The following is a 21,165-nucleotide window of genomic DNA, read 5'->3' on the forward strand; positions in this document are numbered from 1 at the left end:
TTTATTATAACATATAGCCTATGGTCATATTTTCCTCTATTAGAAAATAGTTCTTATGTCGTTTCTTTTTCCAGCTGTTTTTCTCTTTTCACTTGCTTTGCGAAGAAGAGTTCGTATACCACTGGAATAATAATTAAGGTAAGAAGGGTAGATGACGCAAGCCCTCCGATCACCGTGATAGCTAAGCCTTTTGAAATCAACGTTCCGCTTGACGTAGTAAGCGCCAGCGGAATCAATGCAGCAATGGTAGCAAATGCTGTCATTAAAATTGGACGCAAGCGCGTTTTCCCAGCTTCAATAAGTGATTGGCGGATCGTCATGCCTTTTTGTTCACGATTTTGGGTAATTCGATCTACAAGTACAATCGCGTTGGTTGTAACAATTCCAATCAGCATTAAGAATCCTATCATGACACTGACGGACAGCGGTTCTTTTGCAAGGACTAGACCAACTAACGAACCGATTGGCACAAAAATGAGTGACGATAAAATGATAAATGGAATACGCGCTTTTCCAAACGTAACGAGCATCGTTAAATACACAAGGCCGATTGCTGTTAAAATAGCTAGACCTAGAGATTGAAAGACTTCCACTGTCTCGTCGCTTCCCCCTCCACCGTCCAAGCTCACATCTTTTGGCAAGTCTAACTTTTTCACTCCATCTACAACATCTTTGGTCACGGCTTGAACATCATCGCCTTTAATGTCTGCTTCCACTCGCGCAAATACTTTGCCGTCAAGCTTTTGAATAGAAGTGAACGTATCAATTGTACGAACGTCAGCAATATCTTTTACTAACACAGGTCCTCGTTCTGTAAATACTTGAAGATCTTTAATTTCTTTTACTGAGGCAAGGTCTTTATCGTACGAAAGCTGGACCGCTCGTTTTGTATTATCTAATTTTAAGTCTCCGACGGATACCGGTTTGGTTTGATCAGAGATCGTACCAAGCAGCTGAAATCCAGATACCCCGTACTCTGCGGCTTTATCAGGATCTACTTCGACTACAAGCTGCTTTTGCTTATCTGAGAAGTTATTTGTTACATATTTAAGACGTTTGTCTTTGTTTAAGTGGTTTTCCACTTGCTTAGCTGCCTTTTGCAAGTCATCTAAATTAGAAGAATATAAATCAACCGTTACGTTATTATTTGTAGGAGGCCCTCCTGTTGATGCTTCTTGCACATTAACCGTTGCTTTCGGTGATTCTTCTTTCGTGATGCTTTCCATTTTCTTTTGAACTTTATCAATAAACGTATCAACATTCACGCCTTCTTTTACGTTCAAGAAATAGCCAACTTGGTTCGGACGTTTTACACCTGTTGAAAAGTCGCGTGATCCAACTTCCGTGGTCACATCTGAAATTTCATTTTGATCCGCAAACATCTTTTCAATTTTTAAAGATACGTCGTTTGTTTTTTCAAGTGATGTAGATGCCGGTAATTGAACATTGGCTTGAAGCATCTTTTGTTCTTCATTTGGAATAAACGTAAAGCCTAATGAAGGCACAAGCGCAAATGAACCAAACAGTAAAATAAAGGATAAAATTAAAATTTTAATTTTATGATTAAGCGACCATGCAATCGCTTTTGCATACCCGCGCTGCAGCTTTCCTTCTTTTTCTTCAGGCGGTACTTTTTTAAATGCAAACTTTGCTAAAATCGGCACGATTGTAATCGCTACAAGAAGAGAGGCTAACAGTGAAAAAACAACTGTTAAGGCAAACGGCAAGAAGAACTCTCCTGTAATTCCTCCTACAAAACCGATTGGCAAGAATACGACAACCGTTGTAATCGTAGACGAGGTAATGGCTTTTAAAATCTCTTTTGTGGACGATTCGACAAGCTCATTGCTCATGCCTTCTTCTGAACGGCGTACGCGTCTGAAAATGTTCTCAATAACAACAATACTGTCATCCACTACGCGCCCAACGGCTACAGCCATTCCGCCTAGTGTCATAATGTTAAGTGAAATATCAAGCTGGTTTAAGAAAATAGCTGATACTAACAGCGATAATGGAATCGATATAATCGCAATGATCGTAGCGCGGAAGTTACGCAAGAAAATCAGCACGGCGAGTGACGCAAATAATGCTCCGAGCAATCCTTCACGCACTAATGTTTCAACAGACTTTTCAATGCCGTCAGCTGAGTCAAAGCCGATTGCGTAGTCTAACTGATCGTCATATTTTTTCAAAATTTTCATCGTTTCGCTTGCTACTTCAACCGTATTGGCATCTTGTTTTTTTGTGATGGCCATCGACAGCGCATCTTTGCCGTCATAGCGCGTATATTCACCTTGTTCTGTTACGGCTTCGACTTTGGCAATATCGCCAAGCTTCACAGGCTTTGCTTCAGGATTCATCGTAGATTTCAGCTGGATTTTCTTTAATGCATCGATCGTCGCAACTTTTTCTTCTACTCGCACTGGAATTTGAAGCTCTTTTCCGTTTAATGTTCCTGCTGGGAATGAAACAGCTTTTTGATTAATTTGTTCTTTCATCTCATCAAGCGTCAAGCCAGCTTGAGCTGCTTTTTCTTTATCGACCGTAATTTGTAAAAGGTCCTCTTTCACGCCGCCAACTGAGACGGAGTTAATACCTTGAATTTTATTCAATTCAGGAATCACTTCATCGTTTAATACTTTTTCAAGATTTGCATCATCTTTCGCAAACAGTGAAATGTTGAAAATCGGGAATGAACCAAACGAAAAACGATTTACGTCTACATTTGATGACTCTGGTAAATCTAATTCTTTTATCGACGAGTTAATTTGCTGTTCAACTTTATCTAAATCCGTATTAAACGGGAATTCTAAATTAATAATACCAACGTTTTCATACGATACGCTTTGTACGCTTTTAACGCCTTCAATTCCTTTCACTTGGTCTTCGATTTTCGACGTGACGCTTTCATTTACGTCATCAGGAGAAGCCCCAGGATACGTTGCTTCAATGGACAGCTGCGGAAATTCGATATTCGGCAGTAAATCAATTTTTAGTTTTGAAAATGAATATAGCCCCGCTAAAATAAGTAAAAATGAAACGATAAACACAGCTACCGCATTTTTTAAACTAAATCTCGTCAAAAAATTCATCTTTTTCCTCCGTTACGTAACTAAGTTATTTGAGAAGCCTTCATCCTTTAATAGCTGCAGACCCGTTTTAATTTTTCAACAATTTTAGAGTACCCACGGGTCAGTTTTTCACAAAAAAAACTCACCTCCTCTCATGTGCTGATGAACTGTCTATACAAACTGAAATTTGATGGTCACACGCTCCCCCTGGCAGCGAGATAAAGGAAAAGCCGTCTTGACCATATAAATCCCAACCTTCAAAAAACGAGCTGTCGTGAAACATATCTAGCGCATACCCATTAGAAAACGCAATTCGAAGGATACCGATATCTTCATACCACTGTATAGAGAGAATGCGCTGGCCAAGCAGCAGCGCTTCGACTTGCTGGCGCTGCTCGGCAGAATGCAGCGATTTCCAGTCCGCTTGACCAAGCAAGATGCTGCGTTTGTTTTTTAGTCTCCATGGACATTCTGCCACAAGTCCACCTTTACTAAATCCAAGAGAAAACGGCAGTGTATTGTCAGTGTTCACCTTGGTTACGATTTGCTCTTGAAAATATGAAAAGTTAATTACTGTGCTGCTGTTATTCATCATATCCCTCCATTATCAACCAGTACCGATGAGTCATTTTTGGGTCTCAAAATAGCAGCCTTCAATGTATAAGTTCACAATGAACTCCGCATAGTTCATGATATCTTCTTCTGTTATATCATCATCGGAAACGATATCCATCCTATACCCATTTAACATGCTGCAAAACGCTTGTGAGTGTAAAAAAGCATTTTTTATTTTTTGCTCTTCAATCAATTTAGCAACAAGCCCGTGATAATCCTCAAAAAATTGATGAAGACGACCCATCATTTCTGGCATTTGGTGAGGGGCTTGCCAAAAAGAGTCCGGATATTTTTTAGTTTCGTAAAAAAAGAGCAGGTGATGCTTCGCAACTGAATACAGCTTTTCATAAAACGTTTGGCATTCATCCGTTCTTCGCTTTGCGTGATACAAAAACTCATCAAACGAACGATTGTTCACAGCGATATAAAGCGACTCTTTAGACGAAAAGTACAAGTAAAGCGTTCCTTTAGATACACCCGCTAGTTTAGCAATATCAATCATTTTTGCTTCATAGTAACCTTTGGATCCGAACACTTCAAAAGCAGCATCTAAAATTTTCTCTCGCTGCTGTTTTCGGTTTGTCATGATAAAAAATCCTCTCATACGTTTTCGATACTATACATATAAAATAATTAAAATAACTTGTCAACACATAGTGTGCTCTTTTATCCATTGCATCACAAGAGTATGTCAGTTTTTCAAACCAAATACTTCTATAGAGCAAATTAAAGCGTTTTCGACTTTTTTGTGACAGATACAAATGATGCTTGTATATGAAGAGCTCGCTATGGTACATTTTTGTCATTGATACAGAAATTTATTCCGTCGTTACGGGAGGAGAAAACATGGTTCTTACATCACCAATCGGTCGCCTGCGTTTAGTAGGCATTTTAGAAGGAATTTCATTTTTACTGCTTCTTGGCATTGCTATGCCGCTAAAATATGCAGCAGGCATACCCGAAGCTGTATCAGTTGTAGGCGCAGCACACGGTGCACTTTTTGTGCTGTACGCTCTTGCAGTCGTTCATGTAAAATTCGCGCATAAATGGTCAATCGGCCGCTCTTTATTTGCATTTCTTATGTCGGTTATTCCGTTTGGCCCTTTTATTTTAGAGCGCCAGCTGAAAAAAGAACAGTAAAAGAAAAGAACGTCACGGACATCATGTTTCCATGACGTTCTTTTTCCTTACTGTTCCGCACTGTTTTCGCTAAAGTGATCAATCGTTTTCCACCACTTCAGTGAGTGAGGTTTTAATAGCATTCCAATTTCTTCTGGACTAATTTGCTGATCTATAATCATTTCATGCATTGCTTGAAAGAGTCCTGTTGTAACAGCTTCTTTCACATCAGATTCACCTTCTATATACAGCTGTTCAATCGCTTCAAACACATCCGGTTCACGTTCGAGCTGGCCGTTATATTCAAGAGAGATCAAATGACCCGCTACTCGGCTTAATTCATGCTGCAGCTCTTCTTTATCGTTGAAGTTGATTTCTTCGCTTGGCTCAAAAGATGGGCAAGCTTCTTTTAGTAATGGAATAACATTTTGTTTTGTAATCATATCTAAATTCCCTGCCTTTGCATGTGTGACAAATTCTCTATTCTTTACCCTTTTCTCTTTTTCTATAAACTTGTTTTACAAAACTTTACCGTTTTCTACAACTACTTCTCCTTTTTTCACTACGCTATCAATATGATTCAAGCCATACTGATATTGAAGGGTTCGATAACTAGAGACATTAAAAATCGCTAAGTCAGCTTGTTTTCCGGCTTCAATACTCCCAATCTTATCTCCTTGATTAATAGCATGAGCTGCGTTAATAGTTGTGGCTACAAGCACTTCTTCAGGACTCATGTTCATATTCATACATGCCAGATTCATCACAAATTGCTGTGAAGTCGTTGGAGATGAACCTGGATTGCAGTCTGTAGAAAGAGTAACCGGAACGCCTAAATCGATCATTTTTCTAGCATCTGGCCATTTCATTCCAACAAATAAGGAATTCCCCGGTAAAAGTGTGGCTACGATCCGTTTTTCAGCCAGTTTCTTTAACCCTTCATCAGAAGCATACAAAAGATAATCTGCTGATATCGCTCCTACCTCTGCTGCGAGCTCTGCTCCTCTGCAGTATTCAAAGGGGTCGGCATGTATTTTAGGAAGCATGCCATGGCTTTTCCCGGCTTCGAGTATTTCTTGGCATTGTTTGAATGAAAAAGCATTTGGAAGACATACAGCATCATTAAACGCTGCGAGCTTATAAGAAGAAATTTGAGGAATCATTTCGTGAATAAGTAAATTGACGTATTTCTGCGTATCTCTTTTATATGCTAAAGGTACGACGTGTGCTCCTAAGAAGGTGCTTATGACATCAACTGCGTGCGTATCATTCAGCATTTTAGCGATTTGCAGCTGCTTTAGTTCTGTTTCTAGTTCTAAGCCATATCCGCTTTTCACTTCTACAGTTGTGACTCCGTGAGCTAGAAAAGACGTAAGACGCTCATAGCTCTGCTGATAAATTCGATACGCATACTCTTCCTGTGTTTGAACGACAGTGGAGTGAATACCTCCACCTTCTTCTAATAAATCCAAGTAAGAAGTTGGTCTTTCAAACCGCCTATAAAATTCTTCTTCACGAGAGCCAGCGTACACAGTGTGTGTATGGGGATCAATCAGACCTGGAGTTACAATTTTGTGAGAAGCATCAATAATCGTTGCATCATTTCTTTCCCTTTCATATTTTTGTTCTAGCTCTTTTGTTGTACCTACAGTCACAATTTGATCTCCTTCTATCCAGACTGAGCCATTTTCAATCACCGTCAAGTTTCTCATTTCTTTTCCAGCTAAAGGACCTTTATTTTCTTTGGCCGTTACAACTTGCGAAGCATTTTTAATCCATAGCGCTTTTTTGGACATCGTTGAATTTCCCCCTTTTCTAGCGTGTACCACGTTTTGGGGCTCCATGTTTACCGTAAACTCATTTAGATTCACCTACACATTTCGCACCTCTGCCTTCTTTCTTGTAGGTAGAAATTCGAAAAAGCATGTCCATGGTCTGAAAAGCGTGTTTTTAAGTCTTTAAAGCTAGATAACTTATATTTTTTTCAATTATATACGCTTTTAGACCCTTTTTTTCTCCGTTTTCTTACTTATCGACTCTCGTTTTATACAGATATATTCTTATATACTAAATCTTTTATCACATGTATTTTATAAACATCACGGCGAGTTCCCCTTAACAGGATAAATAATAGATTTCTAGGAAGAGAACGTTTATAATATTCTTTGAAGTTTTACTTTTAGAAAGATTCACTAATGGAGGAAGAAATATGATTGTCAACTATAAAAACCAAGCAACCGGCCATCGCATGAATAACGGCTGGAATCTTTTCTATGCGTCAAACTTAACGATGTGGCGCAAAGATGAAAAGTATTTGCTTTTAGATGAAAACCAAGATGTAGTGATGATCTTTGGCTTTAAAAAAGACGAAATCATTCTAGATAAATTGCAAACGTGGGGCTATACATTTGGTGTCCATCCAGAGAAAAAACAAATTTCCTGCTTGCAGCGTCAAGAAGAAATTGGTGAATAAAAAGAGGGCTGAAAAAATTCAGCCCTCTTTTTTATTAATGGGTTTGTTGAAACATAGCGCTCAGCTGCTTTTTTTCAGATGGTTTTACAACATAATACCATGTACCATCTACCATTTGTCCTTCTCCTTTTACCGTTACCGTTTCGAAATCAGGCCGTCCATTCTTAATGACGTTATACATCGTAAATGCATCGCTGACATCAATATTCGTTTGGATATGCTTTTTTGCGAGCGTGAGAAGACTTGGGATATTTTTCACCGTTGACATGTTCATTCCTTTATCTAATAGAGCTTCCACCACTTGACGCTGGCGATTGTTTCTTCCTAAATCACCTTTTGGGTCTTCATGTCTCATCCGTACATAGGCAAGAGCTTTTTCACCGTTCAACGCATTTTCTCCTTGAGGAAAGATAAATGAATCAAACACAAAAGGAAACGGGTTATTCACGTTCACGCCGCCAAGTTCATCGACTACATCTTTGAACCCCTCCATATTTACTTTCACATAGTAGTCAACGTCAATATTTAAAAAATTCTCAACCGTGCGCACGGTTAAAGGAATGCCTCCGTATCGATAAGCATGGTTAATTTTCTCATCCGTTCCTTTTCCATCAATGTGCACGCGCGTATCTCTAGGGATCGGCATAACTTTTGCTTTATTATGGCTTTTATCTAAATTGACCACCATTAATACATCTGAGCGGCCCGTATCGCCTGGCCTTTCATCTACGCCCATAACGAGTACATTAAACGAATGAGGCTGCTCTTTAGCAGATGTTTGATGCTGATAGACAATTCCAAACCCAGCGGTTCCTAAAAGCAACATACATGCCGCTAAGATGCCTACTTTGTATTTTTTCATTCATACGGCCTCCTTTACACATCACTTACTCTCTATATGCCTTAATGAATGAAAATTTATACCTTCTTGAGGAAATTTAAGCACACGTCAAAAAAGCCCGCTTGTTGAGAAGCTGGCTTTTCACTAGTAGATGTTAGCTTGATTTTTGATGCACATCACGCTGTGCCCATTCACTTTCTAGCATACTCATTTCAATTAAGCTCCAGTACTGTCCATCTACAAGCCGGACATCTCGAAGAAGGCCTTCGCGTGTAAAGCCAATTCGTTCATAAGACTGAATCGCCCGCTCGTTAAAATCAAAGACGCCGAGCGAAATTCGGTGAAGGCCCAGTTCTTCAAAACCGAAAGCTAACACTTTTTCAAACATGTGCGCGCAAAACCCTTTTCCTCTATACTTTTCACCAAGCAGCACTCGGCCAATTCTTCCTGTTTTATGATAATAATCAATATGAGCCAGAGAAATATGCCCAATAAGCTGTTCATTGTCATCTATGACAGAAAAAGCATAGGTAGAGGCACCATCTTCATTTGCATATCGAATGTAGTGTTTTAACTGTCTAGGAGTAAGCGGAAAAGAAAAGCTAGAGCCGCTCCATTGCACCATAAATGACTCGGAGGGAATCCAATCCATTAGCTGTTTAAAGTCTTTTTTGGAGAACGGTCGTAGAGCTATCACATAATTCTCCCCCTTATTATTTCTGACTTTTCTAAATATATTACATTTATCATAATAAACTGTCAACTGTCTATGTAAAAAAAAGCCATCATTTCGATGACTTATAGCTGTAATGCTTTTCTGAGAAGAGTTAAATCATGAGTAAATTCAAAAAAATAGGTTCTATTTTCATTGTCAAATACCATCATGATTGGTTTTTGGTTCGGTTCAAGAACAAAAATAACTTCACTTGCCAGCGTGTTGACCGCACTATTTTCAATTTTCACGGCTGGATCAAGAGGTACTTTAACAAGATAGCCTTTTTTAGGAAGCGGACTTGCCTTTTTATATAAACCAGTAATGGACGCAATACTTTTTTCGGCTTCTTTTTGAACATTTGGAGGTTTGGGCGTTGAACGAACGACTCTGCCCGTTTCAATTTGAAACACCTCTACTTTTGGCTGTTCAGCACTTACTGCTTGCGGAAAAATAAAAGCAGCGAATACGACGCATACAGCAACCCATTTTCGTATCATTTTAAGCACCTCTTTCCATAGTGGATGAGATGGAGATAAGAATGGTCGTCTCTTCTTATACTATGACCTATTTTTACGTATTTATTTCACTAAATGAATGCCTATACTTCCATGTTTTTGTCATGTTCTCAGAACTTCCTCTATACACTACTAATAAGGACACGCTGTATGAGGTGATAAGATGTCGTGGTTTGAAGCATTTATTTTGGGAATCATTCAGGGGCTTACAGAGTTTTTACCGATAAGCAGCACGGGGCATTTGTATTTAGGGCGCCACTTATTTGGCTTAGACGATGCGGGATTGTATTTAGATACGATGCTGCACATGGGCACTCTGCTTGCTGTGTTTGTCTTTTATAAGCGTGAGCTATGGCATATTATTCGGCATCCCTTTAGCAAGCTTACAGGGCTTTTAGTGATAGGAACGATCCCTGCAGTTGCGATTGGTCTTTTGTTTAAAGACTATTTTGACAGCATTTCTAAATCTGGCCTAACGATCGGCTGGGAATTTCTTGCGACGGGACTGCTGTTATGGTTTGGTGATTCCGTAAAAAATGGCTATAAAAAAATGGATCATATTTCATACGGAGATGCTTTTTTTATCGGCTCGTTTCAAGCAGCTGCGATATTCCCTGCTGTATCCAGGTCAGGCTTAACGATGGTAGCTGCGTTAATGCGAAAATTAGACCGTGAAACAGCCGCTTATTTTTCCTTTTTATTGTCGACTCCGGCCATTTGCGGAGCAGTGTTACTTCAGTTAAAAGATGTAGTCACAGGTGAAGTCGAGCAGCTCTCCGTTTTCTTTTTATTCGTCGCTACCCTTTCATCTGCTTTATTTGGTTATGTAGCCGTAAAATGGATGATCAATTATTTAAAGCATCATTCGTTAAAAACGTTTGCGATTTACGTTTGGATATTAGGTGCAGTCGTGCTTGTTTGTCAGTTTACGGGGGTGTTTTAAAATGAAGATAAAAGTCCGGACGCTTTTTTTAGTATTGTTTTTTGCCGGCATTTTAGTCGTGACAAGCTACGTTGATAACAATTCCCAGCAGTCGTTTAACAGCTTATCTCACCTTTCACTTGATGGAGGAGCTGTTGAAACCTCTGCTGATGAAGACGAGGCGGAACAATTAAATATGTCGGTCAAAGAAGTTCATGTTAAAACAGAAAAAAGAGGCGGATACCGAATTGAAGTATACGAACAAGTAAATGTTTATAGAGATGATAAAGGAAAAGTAGTAAAAAAAGTGGCTACGGGAGAATATCAAACGTTGAAATATAAACTGAATGAAAAAAAATAAACCACTTACCGAAGTAAGTGGTTTTATTTTTAATGGTTAAAGTGAGCTGCAAGAATCCACAGTGTACCAACAACGATACAAAGTGCAATAAAGAAACTGTAAAGAATATTTGCAACCTGTACTTTACCATTTTCACTTTCAGTCATGTGCATGAACATTACTAGCTGCATTGCTGCTTGTAATAACGCTAGGATCATGATAAGAGTCATCGTAATGCTTCTTGATAGATCAGCTAGCACTACTAAACCAAGCGCTGCGAATGTTAAGGCTAGTGAAAGGATAAGCCCAAATACATGACTAAGCGGAAAACCTGCTTTTTGGCCTTGTTTATTTTCCATGTCTTATCCCACCAATCCGTTCAAGTATACAAGCGTGAAGATGAAGATCCATACAACATCAAGGAAATGCCAGTATAAACCGATAATAAATACTTTACGAGCAGTAACTGGTGTTAATCCTCGTCTTACTAATTGAATAATAATACTGATTGCCCAGAATACACCGACTGTTACGTGAAGACCGTGCGTTCCAAGTAGTGTAAAGAACCCTGATAAGAAGGCACTTGTTTGCATTGTTGCACCTTCGTGAACTGCGTACATGTAAAACTCACGAATTTCGTAGAAAAGGAATCCTCCACCAAGAACAAGCGTAATAACAAACCAAACTAAAAGTCCTTTTAAATCATTATTACGCATTTTAAAGATGGCAATTCCCATCGTGAAACTACTGAATAGTAGTAACAGCGTTTCGATCATAAAATCTTTAACAACGAACAGTTCTTCTGCAGTAGGGCCACCCGCTGTGCGCGTATGGTACGTTAAGTACGTTACGAACAGCGTAGAGAACAACGCGATCTCGGCACCTAAGAAAATCCAGAATCCAAGGATATTCAGGCGACTTTGTTCTTCTTGGTATTCTAACGGCAATGATTTATCTAAATGTCCTGCCATTATTTGTCACCCCCTGTAATTCCTTCAACCTTCTTGATTTCATCTACTTTTACATAGAAGCCCGGATCATAATCAAATGAACGAGCAAGCATACAAGCAAAAATACCTGCTAATCCAACGATTGCCATTGGAATCCATTCAAATACTAAGCCAAATCCACCGATAAACCAGAAAATACCTGAGATAAACGGCACACCAGAGTTGCTTGGTAAGTGAATTGGTTTTAAGTCTTCTGCTTTAATTTCTGTTTCATTACGTTTTTTCATGTGCCAGAATGCATCCATCTCTTTCACATGAGGAATTACTGCAAAGTTGTAAGCTTGAACTGGTGATTTAGTCCACCACTCAAGTGTACGACCATCCCAAGGATCGTTTGCAGTGTCGCGTTTGTTTTTCCATGCACTGTATAATAAGTTAACTACTAATACGAAGAAGCCAAGACCCATTAAGAATGCACCGATTGTTGAAACTAAGTTTAATCCGTTCCAGCCAAGGTTGTCTGCATAAGTTTGCATACGACGAGTCATACCGTCTAAACCTAGGAAGAATTGTGGGAAGAAACATACGTTAAATCCAACAACAAAAATCCAGAATGAAATTTTTCCTAATTTTTCGTTCAACGTGTGACCGAAAATCTTTGGATACCAGAAGTATAAACCTGCGAAACAGCCAAACACTGTACCAGAGATTAATACATAGTGGAAGTGAGCGATTAGGAAGTAACTGTTATGATATTGATAATCGGCTGATGCCATCGCAAGCATAACCCCTGTTACCCCACCGATTACGAAGTTTGGAATAAACGCTAATGACCAAAGCATGGCAGTCGTAAATTTGATACGGCCTTTATACATTGTAAAGAGCCAGTTAAAGATTTTAACTCCGGTTGGTACGGCGATTAACATCGTTGTGATTGAGAAGAACGAGTTAACTGACGGTGAGTTACCCATTGTAAAGAAGTGATGCACCCATACAAGGTAACTTAAGAATGCGATACCGACCATTGATACAACCATTGCTTTATAACCGAATAAGTTCTTACGAGAATGTGTACTGATAACTTCTGAGAAGACACCGAATACCGGTAAAATAACGATATATACTTCAGGGTGACCCCAAATCCAGAATAAGTTAGCCCACATCATTGGAAGACCGCCGTTAGCCATTGTAAAGAAGGCTGTTCCGAATACACGGTCAAGTGTCATAAGTGCAAGCGCTACTGTTAATACAGGGAACGCGAAAATAATAATAATTGATGTGATGAAGATTGACCAAGTAAACATTGGCATTTTCATCATTGTCATGCCAGGGGCACGCATTTTTAAGATTGTTACAAAGAAGTTGATACCAGTCATTAATGTACCAGCACCAGCAATCTGTAGTGAAACGGCATAGAAGTTATTTCCGATACCTTCACTGAATTCTTTACCTGCAAGCGGGAAGTAACTTGTCCAACCTGCATCAGGAGCTCCTCCGATTACGAAAGAAAGGTTAAATAGCATTGCTCCCATAAAGAATGTCCAGAAACTAATTGCGTTTAAGAACGGATATGCTACGTCACGCGCACCAATTTGTAATGGAACGATTACGTTCATTAGTCCGATAATAAATGGCATTGCCATGAATAAGATCATGATAACACCGTGAGCCGTGAAGACTCCGTTGTAGTGATGTTCATCTAAAATGTTCATACCCGGGAATGCTAGCTGCATACGCATCATGATTCCATCGATTCCGCCGCGGAAAAGCATTAATACAGCTGAAAGGATGTACATGACACCGAGTCTTTTATGGTCAACTGTTGTTAACCATTCTGTCCATAACCATTTCCATTTCTTGAAATATGTTAAGACAAAAACGATACCGATGACCGTCATAGCGATTGCTGCATCAGCAGCGTAAATCATAGGTTCGCCAGTGACGAAAAATTCATCTAGCTTCATTATGTCTTCCCCCAATCATTACGTTATTTAGTGTAATAAATGAATGTTATTCATGATTTGAGTGATCCATGTTTTCCATTTCTTCATTACTCGTTTTTTCGTCTTCTTTCATCTTGCTGTGATCATGTCCTGTACCACGTTCTAGCTCTTTGCCAGGAATGTATACATCTTTTGCATGGTCAATCCATTTTAAATGTGTACCGTTGTAAGTTTGACGACCAACAACGCCTGGGCTTAGGATTTGATCATATTTCTTTTCAGTCAATTTACCAGCTGTGCCTTTTACGTCACTAACCCACTCTTTGAAGTCTTTGTCCGTTTGAGCTTGAACTTCGAACTGCATTTGAGTGAAATGTTCACCAGAGAAGTTAGCACTACGTCCCATATAAGAACCAGGCTTATCAGCTTCTAAGTATAATGGCATTGACATGTTGTTCATCGAATATTTTTGTCCGCCAAGTTCTGGTACCCAGAATGAGTTCATAGGCCCTTGAGCTGTTAACTCAAATTTCACTGGCGTATCCGCTGGAATGTTTACGTAGTTAACCGTCTCGATATTTTGTTCCGGATAACTGAAAATCCATTTCCAGTTTGCAGATGTAACGTGAATCACGATTGGATCTTTATCCTTTGATTCTGCCGGTACTTCTTCTGCAGAATAGATCGCTTTAACAGTTGGCACTGCTAATAGAATTAAGATGATGATTGGGAATGCTGTCCAAATAACCTCCATCTTTAAGTTACCTTCTTGCTCAGGTGGCTCATAGTCCATGTTTTCAGGTTTTTCACGATATTTGACAAGAACAAATATAAAAATAGCAAATACGACAACAACCACGATCAACATCATCCACATAGACCAAATGATTAAATCAGATTGCGTTTTTGCAACAGGACCTTGCGGGTTCAATACAGCAAGCTTTGAACAACCGCTCAAAAATACTAGTGAAAGCGCAGATAGTAAACCTACTAGCTTCCAAAATCCTTTTTTTGGTTTCACTTAAAACTCTCCTTTCTAACAACACATGATGCGAAGCCTATATTGATGAACATTCAAAATGCGCTATCTTTCGCTAGATAACGACATTTTTATACAGACTCTCTTCCCCCTTATTTGTAGGCCACTACTATTGTAATACAAAATGACATTTTTTTCGTCCCTTTTGCTTTATTTTTTTATATTAAAAATATTCTAATATAGTGACTGTACCAATGGGGTTAGAGTGCTTCAACCTTGCGATATTCTATCACATAATTTGGTATGAATAAATGTAAATAAAAGGATTCAGCTCCCATTTCTTAACTATTTCTTTAGGAATAACTGCAAAATTAGCTTTGTATGTTTGCTTCAACATTGATATATCAATACACATCGACATAATTGAATATTTTGTGACAAATTTTCAAAGAAAATGTGACGCCCTGTATGAAACTTATTTTGCCCGTTAATTCCCCTTTACTTTGTAGCAAATATTTGATTTTTTTGCTTAAAATTCTTTCTTTCGAAAATATGAACAAAACGTGAATTTTTTTAAAAAGCTTTTATTATAGAAAAAAGCTGCGTGTTATTCACGCAGCTCTTGATCCATAAATTCTTTAACCGTGATATCATCCCCTGCTTTATCCAGCAGCGTTGTCGTTGCTGGAAACGGATGTTTAATATGACTCGGTATCTTTTCATACAGCACAAAATAATCACTTTTTGGGACCGCGGCATCAATTGTATATGTATCGTGCACCAAAGCCGCCTTTACTCGCTCAATTTGTTTACTTCTATTTGTTCCTGTAAACAGAGCATATGTCCCTTTATTTGTATGGATATCATCATAATCCACTAAATTGCTCATTTTGGTACTGACTTCAATACGCAGGCGTTTGTTCCATCCTTGCTTCAATACGGCCATTCCTTCTTTATCACCAGGTATGGAGAATAAGGCTATGTATGTATTAGAGTGATCAACCCGTTTAAAATCTTGCAGCGTAATCTTTGCAGAACCATCAATACTTTCTTTATGCTCCCAATTTCGCAAATGCTGCTGCACACTTGCAGCATTGTTTTCAATCGGATATCGAATCATCTCATACGCAACAATTACAACCGCTATACAAATGAACAGAAATAGCAACCGCTTTATCTTTCGCACATCTATTCACCTTCCTTAGCTTACTCCCCTTTTATGTAATTGCCTAAATTATAACTGCCTATTAAACCTCTGTCTATGCACTAGGAGAACTACGTTTTTTTTTACCACAAAAGGGATTTTTCAAACCTTTTGTCATGAAAATACGCTAAAAGACTCAGTAACTGTTGAACCAAAAGAAACCGTTCCCTGCCCCCTTCTCATCTTCATAACAAAAAAAGATACCCGTTTTGACACAGGTATCTTTCAGCTTATACATCACAGATTTCCAAAAGGAAACCTTATAAAGGGTCATTTGCTGTTCTTTTTATTACACACATCTTTCCGCACACATGTATCCCTTGACCTGATACCCATGTTTTTTGAGCTGCCGAATGCTTAAATTTCGGGAAATGCTGTCAGGAACAATTACGACCACTTCTTTATATGGAATTTCCTCATGCTGTCTCTCTAAATAAGGAAGCGGAATATGGATTGCTTTTTGACAGGGGTTTTGTTTCATTTCATGAAAATGACGAACATCTACATACGAAATCGTTGTAGAAGCACAGTCGGCGGTCGTCACTTTCTTTATTCCCTGCACCGGCACATAGCGTTTATAAAAACTGTAACAAATTAATAAAAGTAAAATACCTATGCTCATATATAGTATCGCCATGTTTTCCTCCCAATTAATTTCTATACCCCTGTATGTATACTATATTCAAAAGAAAGAATCAACACAGAAGCACTCTATCTCATTTCTCTCTGAAAGAAAAATGGTCTTTTTACACTTTATTATGAAACCACAATAAAGTGACGAAATCAATCATTATTTATTTTGATTTTTCGAAAGATTTAAATACTAGTAAACAGATCGTTTTTTCTTATTATAATGAAGAAACGCAGAATTTTTATTTTCATTTCCCCTTTTCTTTCGCGTTAAAACTGAGGTTCGCTTATGAGTAATACATTAGAACCAATGTTGCACAAGCGTCAGAAAAATGATTCTAAGAGTGAAGGATGCGAGATAGCTTAGTATGAACACGTGAAGCGAGAAACTATATTATGATTGGCTCAGAAAAATACAAGTTAACTTAAAAATGCGATATACACCAAAAAGGAAAGCTTCGGAAACGAAAGCTTTCCTTTTTTAGATTAATCTCCATCAAGGTTTGCCCGACAATTGTTATGAGACAAAGAGGTACTTTGTGCTTCATGCTGTTTTTTCTCACCCTGCATTGTCATATCACCTTTTTCCGTTCTTCCTTTAGTGATGTGTTTAGTTTTATTTCCTTGATTTAATGTCATGTTCATTCCCCTTTCTGGTGGATATAGTGTATGAAAATAATTCACACGCCATAAGAGGAAATGATATGAAAAAGCCCCTCTTAAATTGAGTGAGCTTTCTGCCTAAAACTGCTTTTCCTTTTATTGCTGAATCCGCATGAAAGGATATTCTCTATTTTAAACGTTCGCTTCTCGTTCCTTAGTAAGCACCAAGCTTTTACGCTCTGAGGATAAATTTTATACACAATAATAAATCGCTGTGTCAAACATCCTTTATCGTCCATATAAATAATTTCAACAGGTCGTTTTGAAGAGTAGCTTTCTTGAAGTAGCTGTCGCATAGAATTCGCTCCTTTAATTTTTAGTTTATAGAACGTATGTTCTTTTTTCAAGTGTTTTAAACTGAATAATTCTTTAGCTTTTACAGCTTAAACCGGGGAAAAGCATGGGGAAAATAATAAAAATCATACAAATATTAGGTAATTGTGATATGGTAAAAGAGATTACTTAAGTTGGGAGAGGTGCATGATGGAAAGTAACATACTTAAATGGATCCCCGTTCCTTACTTTCAATTAAATCAAGAAGGTGAAATCCTTCATTTTTCTAGTCAAGCACATTCTTATTTTTCTTCAGTCTCCAGTCTGTGGAGCATTATTCATAAAGACGACCGGAAACAAGCAATGTGGATGCTGTCACAGCACTCCTCATCTAACCCCATCATCAGGCATTTGCGTTTGAGAACGAGCGAGGATACATTTGTAAATTTTAAGTGCACGATTCATTGGAAAAATGGTGTAGGGCATTTAGTATGTACCGAGAAGAAGAATGTCAAGGATCCGTTAGATGTTGTATTATCTGCTCAATCCTATTTAGAAAACTCAGACAAACGATTAAAAGAATCGGACAAGGTGTTAAATAATGCAGCAGATTTATTATTTAACCGATTAAAACGCTAATTAAGTAAACAAAGTTTAAGCTATATTTCATTATTGCTATCATTTTTAAAGTCATTGAAAGGCTACCTATAGGGGTGGCTTTTTGTTTTGTTCTGCATGTAAAGTCATTCTCTTTTCGCCCGCACCATTTAGTACAGAGTACATACACTAATAGGCATACTCTCCATATTTATTCTTCCTATATTTATGTTTTGCTCAGAAAAAAATTCCGAATACTCAATAAATGTTTGAACATTTTTAAAAATTGACATATATTATAAACAAACAATCATTTGAACGTTTGAATGAAGGAGGAAATCATGCCAAAAGACCGCTGTGATATTTATTGTTTTAATGAAGAAAAAGTAAATCGTATTAAGCCTGCCATCGATGCCGAAGCTGTTCAAGGGGTTTCTGCCCTGTTCAAAGCGTTAGGAGATGAAACGAGGCTTAAAATTGTCTTGGCTCTGTATAAAGGCGAGGAATTATGTGTATGTGACGTAGCCAATATTGTAGGCTCTACAGTTGCGACTGCTTCTCATCACTTAAGACTGCTGCGTAATATAGGAATTGCCAATTATCGCAAAGAAGGAAAGTTAGCTTTTTATTCTTTAAGAGATGCACATATTAAACAAGTAATTGATATCATGTTTGCTAAAAAAGAAGACGTAACCATTTAAGTTTTTTTTACCGTATAGGGAGTGGGACACAATGAAACACGAAGATAAAAAAAATCATCAGCATACCGGAAGCTGCTGCAGCGGATCTTCTTCAACAGAAATTGAAAGCAAGACCTGCTGCTCCTCTTCTTCAGAAGCCGCATCTACTGAGGAGCCTTCTTCCTGTGGCACAAAGAGTCATGAACACAGTCACAGCTGCTGTTCAGATACGGTTGCGTTAACAACCGACAAAGGCCAGCATTCTTGCTGCAGTGATCACGATATAGTACCAGGCGACAGTGACATAGAAGAAAGGGCTGAATACCGCGTATATGGAATGGATTGCCCTTCCTGCGCCGCGACGATTGAAAAAAGTTTAAAAACATTAAACGATATTCAACACGTAACCCTCAACTATAATACAGGGAAGCTCCAGGTAGCGGCTGCAAGTGAGTCAGCTTTGTCACTCATTCCAAGCTCAGTAGAAAAACTAGGGTTTAACATTGAGGCTATCCAATCAAATAAAAAAATGAAAACGTATTTGATTGAAGGAATGGACTGCGCGGCTTGTGCGAACACGATTGTGAATCATTTAAAAACAGTTCCTGCTGTCAAAGACGTACGCGTTAACTTTTCAACGGGAAAAGCACAAATTGAGCACGATAACGAAGCGGAGGACATTATTAAAGAAGTATCTAAAGCTGGGTATACTGCTACTTTAGTAACCAGCAGCAGGCAGTCTGCTGAATCGCGGCACCATAAAGGCCAAAATGGACCGATTGTTTTTTCGGGTATTTTCATCGCATTAGGTTTTATCGGTTCTCATACAGGAATTGCTTCTTATATGACAACTGTACTCTACGCTATTGCCATGATTGTCAGCGGATATAAGCCGGCTAAAAGTGCTTATTACGGAATTAAAAGCCGTTCTTTAGACATGAATGTTTTAATGACCGTTGCAGCACTTGGAGCAGCTGTTATTGGGGAATGGCTTGAAGGTGCTACGGTCGTTTGGCTGTTTGCTTTAGGTGTTGCTCTGCAAACAAGGTCGATTGAACAAACAAGAAACTCGATACGAGGTTTGATGGACTTAGCTCCTTCTGAAGCATGGGTGAAAGAAAACGGCCAGCTGATTAAAAAAGCAGCGGAAGATATTTCAATCGGCACTGTGATTGTCGTAAAGCCAGGAGACCGAATTCCGCTAGATGGTGAAATTATAAACGGCGAATCCAGTATCAACCAAGCTCCTATTACAGGCGAATCTATTCCAGTTGATAAAGTAATCGGTGATACGGTTTATGCAGGCACCATTAACGAAAGCGGATCGTTAGAAATTAAGGTAACAAAGCTAGTGGAAGATACGACGATTTCCAAAATTATTCATTTAGTGGAAGAAGCACAGGAGAAAAAAGCGCCTACTCAAGCATTTGTTGATAAATTTGCAACCATTTACACGCCTATCGTCTTTATTTTAGCTTTATTCATTATGGTCATCCCTCCCCTTTTTGATGGTGCATGGAGTGACTGGTTTTACAAGGGGCTTGAATTATTAGTTGTGGCTTGTCCATGTGCGCTAGTCATTTCTACTCCCGTGGCCATTGTATCTGCGATTGGAAACGCGGCGAAAAATGGCGTGCTCATTAAAGGCGGGACGTTTTTAGAAAAAGCTGGTGCAATCAATGCAATTGCTTTTGATAAAACAGGAACGCTGACAGAAGGCAAACCAGCTGTTTCAGAGGTTGTTTCCCTTGCTGCTGAAGAAAATCAGCTTTTAGCGATAACAAAAACGCTTGAAGACTATTCGAATCACCCCATTGCCCGTGCTATCGTGGATTATGCAGAGGAGAAAAAAGTCGGTTCTTTACAAGGATCAAATTTTAAAATCCTTACAGGAAAAGGCGTGCAGGCAACAATTCAAGAAACGGTTTATTACGCAGGTAATGCAAAATTATTCTCAGATTTAGAAACACCTCTATCCCACTGCTGGTCTCATATTGAAAAGCTTCAAAACGAAGGTAAAACGATTATTATTGTCGGAACAGCTAAAAGTGTTCTAGGTATTATTAGCGTAGCTGATACCATCAGACATACAACCGTATCTGCTTTAGAAAGCCTCAAACAAAACGGTATGCAGCAAATTGTGATGTTGACTGGTGATAACGAAGGAACAGCTAAAATGATTGCTTCTCAGTCTCGGATAGACCGCTATTTCGCCGATTTGCTGCCTGAAGACAAAGTGAAAGCCATACAGCAGCTTCAACATGAAGGGTATCAAACGGCTATGGTTGGAGATGGAATTAATGACGCCCCTGCCCTCGCAACTGCTGATCTCGGCATTGCAATGGGCGGTGCTGGTACTGATACGGCCATGGAAACAGCTGATATTGTTCTCATGGCAGACAATTTAGAAAAGCTTCCTCATACGATGAAGCTAAGCCGCAAAGCATTAGCTGTCATCAAACAAAACATTTGGTTTTCTATTATTGTTAAAGTCATCGCCTTAGCCTTTATCTTCCCAGGGTGGCTTACTCTATGGATTGCCGTCTTAAGCGATACAGGAGCAGCGCTACTTGTTATTTTAAACAGTCTTCGCTTACTCAAAATGAAAAATTAAATGTAATCCATAAGCTTTCCA

General features: G+C 38.7%; 23 protein-coding genes. 7 read left to right on the forward strand and 16 right to left on the reverse strand.

Features of this window, described 5'->3' with window-relative positions; translation table 11 throughout:
* Positions 1-53: 53 nt before the first annotated feature.
* From ACFX4E_RS12565 to ACFX4E_RS12575, 3 genes are all read right to left on the reverse strand, one after another.
* Complete coding sequence (locus ACFX4E_RS12565) at positions 54-3,092, reverse strand: efflux RND transporter permease subunit (RefSeq protein WP_098778938.1); 3,039 nt, start codon at positions 3,090-3,092, stop codon at positions 54-56.
* Between the two features lie 121 nt (positions 3,093-3,213).
* The gene (locus tag ACFX4E_RS12570; RefSeq protein ID WP_377259007.1) at positions 3,214-3,663 is read right to left on the reverse strand and encodes a DUF6188 family protein; all 450 of its coding nucleotides are present in this window, start codon (positions 3,661-3,663) and stop codon (positions 3,214-3,216) included.
* Positions 3,664-3,696: 33 nt separating this feature from the next.
* Positions 3,697-4,272: a TetR/AcrR family transcriptional regulator gene (locus ACFX4E_RS12575; RefSeq protein ID WP_221784242.1), complete on the reverse strand. Its 576-nt coding sequence runs from the start codon at positions 4,270-4,272 to the stop codon at positions 3,697-3,699.
* A gap of 260 nt (positions 4,273-4,532) precedes the next feature.
* On the opposite strand from ACFX4E_RS12575, the gene ACFX4E_RS12580 reads away from it, so the two are divergent.
* Positions 4,533-4,826 carry a DUF3817 domain-containing protein gene (locus tag ACFX4E_RS12580; protein ID WP_013083888.1) on the forward strand — a complete coding sequence of 98 codons (294 nt, stop codon included), beginning with the start codon at positions 4,533-4,535 and terminating at the stop codon, positions 4,824-4,826.
* Between the two features lie 47 nt (positions 4,827-4,873).
* On the opposite strand, the gene ACFX4E_RS12585 is transcribed toward ACFX4E_RS12580, so the two are convergent.
* The gene (locus ACFX4E_RS12585; protein WP_028414419.1) at positions 4,874-5,248 is read right to left on the reverse strand and encodes a DUF7674 family protein; all 375 of its coding nucleotides are present in this window, start codon (positions 5,246-5,248) and stop codon (positions 4,874-4,876) included.
* A 75-nt stretch (positions 5,249-5,323) separates the two neighbouring features.
* Positions 5,324-6,601 carry an imidazolonepropionase gene (gene hutI, locus ACFX4E_RS12590; protein ID WP_377238190.1) on the reverse strand — a complete coding sequence of 426 codons (1,278 nt, stop codon included), beginning with the start codon at positions 6,599-6,601 and terminating at the stop codon, positions 5,324-5,326.
* 413 nt (positions 6,602-7,014) lie between these two features.
* Here hutI and ACFX4E_RS12595 point away from each other — a divergent pair, with 413 nt between their 5' ends.
* A complete protein-coding gene (locus ACFX4E_RS12595; protein ID WP_013057818.1) occupies positions 7,015-7,278 on the forward strand; it encodes a hypothetical protein in 264 nt (87 codons plus the stop codon).
* A gap of 34 nt (positions 7,279-7,312) precedes the next feature.
* Here ACFX4E_RS12595 and ACFX4E_RS12600 read toward each other — a convergent pair whose 3' ends face one another.
* The 3 genes from ACFX4E_RS12600 to ACFX4E_RS12610 all read right to left on the reverse strand — a co-directional run bounded on the left by ACFX4E_RS12600 (position 7,313) and on the right by ACFX4E_RS12610 (position 9,331).
* On the reverse strand, positions 7,313-8,140 hold the full coding sequence (locus ACFX4E_RS12600) for an LCP family protein (RefSeq protein ID WP_377238191.1): 828 nt from the start codon (positions 8,138-8,140) through the stop codon (positions 7,313-7,315).
* A 133-nt stretch (positions 8,141-8,273) separates the two neighbouring features.
* Entirely contained in the window at positions 8,274-8,816 is a 543-nt protein-coding gene (locus tag ACFX4E_RS12605) for a GNAT family N-acetyltransferase (RefSeq protein ID WP_028414422.1), read from the reverse strand.
* 101 nt (positions 8,817-8,917) lie between these two features.
* Positions 8,918-9,331, reverse strand: coding sequence for a hypothetical protein (locus tag ACFX4E_RS12610; RefSeq protein ID WP_033580565.1), 414 nt, complete (start codon positions 9,329-9,331; stop codon positions 8,918-8,920).
* Positions 9,332-9,512: 181 nt separating this feature from the next.
* On the opposite strand from ACFX4E_RS12610, the gene ACFX4E_RS12615 reads away from it, so the two are divergent.
* Positions 9,513-10,292: an undecaprenyl-diphosphate phosphatase gene (locus ACFX4E_RS12615; RefSeq protein WP_025751115.1), complete on the forward strand. Its 780-nt coding sequence runs from the start codon at positions 9,513-9,515 to the stop codon at positions 10,290-10,292.
* A 1-nt stretch (position 10,293) separates the two neighbouring features.
* On the forward strand, positions 10,294-10,632 hold the full coding sequence (locus tag ACFX4E_RS12620) for a hypothetical protein (RefSeq protein ID WP_377238192.1): 339 nt from the start codon (positions 10,294-10,296) through the stop codon (positions 10,630-10,632).
* Positions 10,633-10,661: 29 nt separating this feature from the next.
* Here the strand turns inward: ACFX4E_RS12620 and qoxD are convergent, their stop codons facing one another.
* The 8 genes from qoxD to ACFX4E_RS12660 form a co-directional block, all read right to left on the reverse strand.
* The gene (gene qoxD, locus ACFX4E_RS12625; RefSeq protein ID WP_013057824.1) at positions 10,662-10,970 is read right to left on the reverse strand and encodes a cytochrome aa3 quinol oxidase subunit IV; all 309 of its coding nucleotides are present in this window, start codon (positions 10,968-10,970) and stop codon (positions 10,662-10,664) included.
* A 3-nt stretch (positions 10,971-10,973) separates the two neighbouring features.
* Positions 10,974-11,582, reverse strand: a complete 609-nt coding sequence (gene qoxC / locus ACFX4E_RS12630; protein ID WP_013057825.1) for a cytochrome aa3 quinol oxidase subunit III — start codon at positions 11,580-11,582, stop codon at positions 10,974-10,976.
* The gene (gene qoxB, locus ACFX4E_RS12635; RefSeq protein ID WP_013083896.1) at positions 11,582-13,525 is read right to left on the reverse strand and encodes a cytochrome aa3 quinol oxidase subunit I; all 1,944 of its coding nucleotides are present in this window, start codon (positions 13,523-13,525) and stop codon (positions 11,582-11,584) included. Before qoxB ends, qoxC begins: the two co-directional genes overlap by 1 nt.
* 46 nt (positions 13,526-13,571) lie before the next feature.
* Positions 13,572-14,525: a cytochrome aa3 quinol oxidase subunit II gene (gene qoxA, locus ACFX4E_RS12640; RefSeq protein WP_013057827.1), complete on the reverse strand. Its 954-nt coding sequence runs from the start codon at positions 14,523-14,525 to the stop codon at positions 13,572-13,574.
* Between the two features lie 565 nt (positions 14,526-15,090).
* Positions 15,091-15,669 (reverse strand): hypothetical protein, encoded by a 579-nt coding sequence (locus ACFX4E_RS12645; RefSeq protein WP_025751110.1) that lies wholly within the window; start codon positions 15,667-15,669, stop codon positions 15,091-15,093.
* Between the two features lie 307 nt (positions 15,670-15,976).
* A complete protein-coding gene (locus ACFX4E_RS12650) occupies positions 15,977-16,324 on the reverse strand; it encodes a rhodanese-like domain-containing protein (protein ID WP_028409228.1) in 348 nt (115 codons plus the stop codon).
* 479 nt (positions 16,325-16,803) lie between these two features.
* Positions 16,804-16,956 carry a hypothetical protein gene (locus ACFX4E_RS12655; RefSeq protein WP_377259010.1) on the reverse strand — a complete coding sequence of 51 codons (153 nt, stop codon included), beginning with the start codon at positions 16,954-16,956 and terminating at the stop codon, positions 16,804-16,806.
* Between the two features lie 80 nt (positions 16,957-17,036).
* Positions 17,037-17,276 carry a hypothetical protein gene (locus tag ACFX4E_RS12660; protein WP_025751108.1) on the reverse strand — a complete coding sequence of 80 codons (240 nt, stop codon included), beginning with the start codon at positions 17,274-17,276 and terminating at the stop codon, positions 17,037-17,039.
* 187 nt (positions 17,277-17,463) lie between these two features.
* Here ACFX4E_RS12660 and ACFX4E_RS12665 point away from each other — a divergent pair, with 187 nt between their 5' ends.
* The 3 genes from ACFX4E_RS12665 (at position 17,464) to ACFX4E_RS12675 (ending at position 21,144) form a co-directional block, all read left to right on the forward strand.
* Positions 17,464-17,892 carry a PAS domain-containing protein gene (locus ACFX4E_RS12665; RefSeq protein ID WP_228116989.1) on the forward strand — a complete coding sequence of 143 codons (429 nt, stop codon included), beginning with the start codon at positions 17,464-17,466 and terminating at the stop codon, positions 17,890-17,892.
* Positions 17,893-18,191: 299 nt separating this feature from the next.
* Complete coding sequence (locus ACFX4E_RS12670; protein ID WP_013057833.1) at positions 18,192-18,551, forward strand: ArsR/SmtB family transcription factor; 360 nt, start codon at positions 18,192-18,194, stop codon at positions 18,549-18,551.
* Positions 18,552-18,582: 31 nt separating this feature from the next.
* Complete coding sequence (locus tag ACFX4E_RS12675; protein ID WP_098334377.1) at positions 18,583-21,144, forward strand: heavy metal translocating P-type ATPase; 2,562 nt, start codon at positions 18,583-18,585, stop codon at positions 21,142-21,144.
* Positions 21,145-21,165 lie beyond the last annotated feature (21 nt).

The organism is Priestia sp. YIM B13491, from assembly GCF_042787605.1.
Lineage (GTDB): Bacteria > Bacillota > Bacilli > Bacillales > Bacillaceae_H > Priestia > Priestia megaterium_E.

Coding starts and splice junctions, on each gene's coding strand:
- ACFX4E_RS12565 (WP_098778938.1), bottom strand. CDS start 3,092: ATGAATTTTTTGACGAGATTTAGTTTAAAAAATGCGGTAGCTGTGTTT.
- ACFX4E_RS12570 (WP_377259007.1), bottom strand. CDS start 3,663: ATGAATAACAGCAGCACAGTAATTAACTTTTCATATTTTCAAGAGCAA.
- ACFX4E_RS12575 (WP_221784242.1), bottom strand. CDS start 4,272: ATGACAAACCGAAAACAGCAGCGAGAGAAAATTTTAGATGCTGCTTTT.
- ACFX4E_RS12580 (WP_013083888.1), top strand. CDS start 4,533: ATGGTTCTTACATCACCAATCGGTCGCCTGCGTTTAGTAGGCATTTTA.
- ACFX4E_RS12585 (WP_028414419.1), bottom strand. CDS start 5,248: ATGATTACAAAACAAAATGTTATTCCATTACTAAAAGAAGCTTGCCCA.
- hutI (WP_377238190.1), bottom strand. CDS start 6,601: ATGTCCAAAAAAGCGCTATGGATTAAAAATGCTTCGCAAGTTGTAACG.
- ACFX4E_RS12595 (WP_013057818.1), top strand. CDS start 7,015: ATGATTGTCAACTATAAAAACCAAGCAACCGGCCATCGCATGAATAAC.
- ACFX4E_RS12600 (WP_377238191.1), bottom strand. CDS start 8,140: ATGAAAAAATACAAAGTAGGCATCTTAGCGGCATGTATGTTGCTTTTA.
- ACFX4E_RS12610 (WP_033580565.1), bottom strand. CDS start 9,331: ATGATACGAAAATGGGTTGCTGTATGCGTCGTATTCGCTGCTTTTATT.
- ACFX4E_RS12615 (WP_025751115.1), top strand. CDS start 9,513: ATGTCGTGGTTTGAAGCATTTATTTTGGGAATCATTCAGGGGCTTACA.
- ACFX4E_RS12620 (WP_377238192.1), top strand. CDS start 10,294: ATGAAGATAAAAGTCCGGACGCTTTTTTTAGTATTGTTTTTTGCCGGC.
- qoxD (WP_013057824.1), bottom strand. CDS start 10,970: ATGGAAAATAAACAAGGCCAAAAAGCAGGTTTTCCGCTTAGTCATGTA.
- qoxC (WP_013057825.1), bottom strand. CDS start 11,582: ATGGCAGGACATTTAGATAAATCATTGCCGTTAGAATACCAAGAAGAA.
- qoxB (WP_013083896.1), bottom strand. CDS start 13,525: ATGAAGCTAGATGAATTTTTCGTCACTGGCGAACCTATGATTTACGCT.
- ACFX4E_RS12650 (WP_028409228.1), bottom strand. CDS start 16,324: ATGGCGATACTATATATGAGCATAGGTATTTTACTTTTATTAATTTGT.
- ACFX4E_RS12655 (WP_377259010.1), bottom strand. CDS start 16,956: ATGACATTAAATCAAGGAAATAAAACTAAACACATCACTAAAGGAAGA.
- ACFX4E_RS12660 (WP_025751108.1), bottom strand. CDS start 17,276: ATGCGACAGCTACTTCAAGAAAGCTACTCTTCAAAACGACCTGTTGAA.
- ACFX4E_RS12665 (WP_228116989.1), top strand. CDS start 17,464: ATGGAAAGTAACATACTTAAATGGATCCCCGTTCCTTACTTTCAATTA.
- ACFX4E_RS12670 (WP_013057833.1), top strand. CDS start 18,192: ATGCCAAAAGACCGCTGTGATATTTATTGTTTTAATGAAGAAAAAGTA.
- ACFX4E_RS12675 (WP_098334377.1), top strand. CDS start 18,583: ATGAAACACGAAGATAAAAAAAATCATCAGCATACCGGAAGCTGCTGC.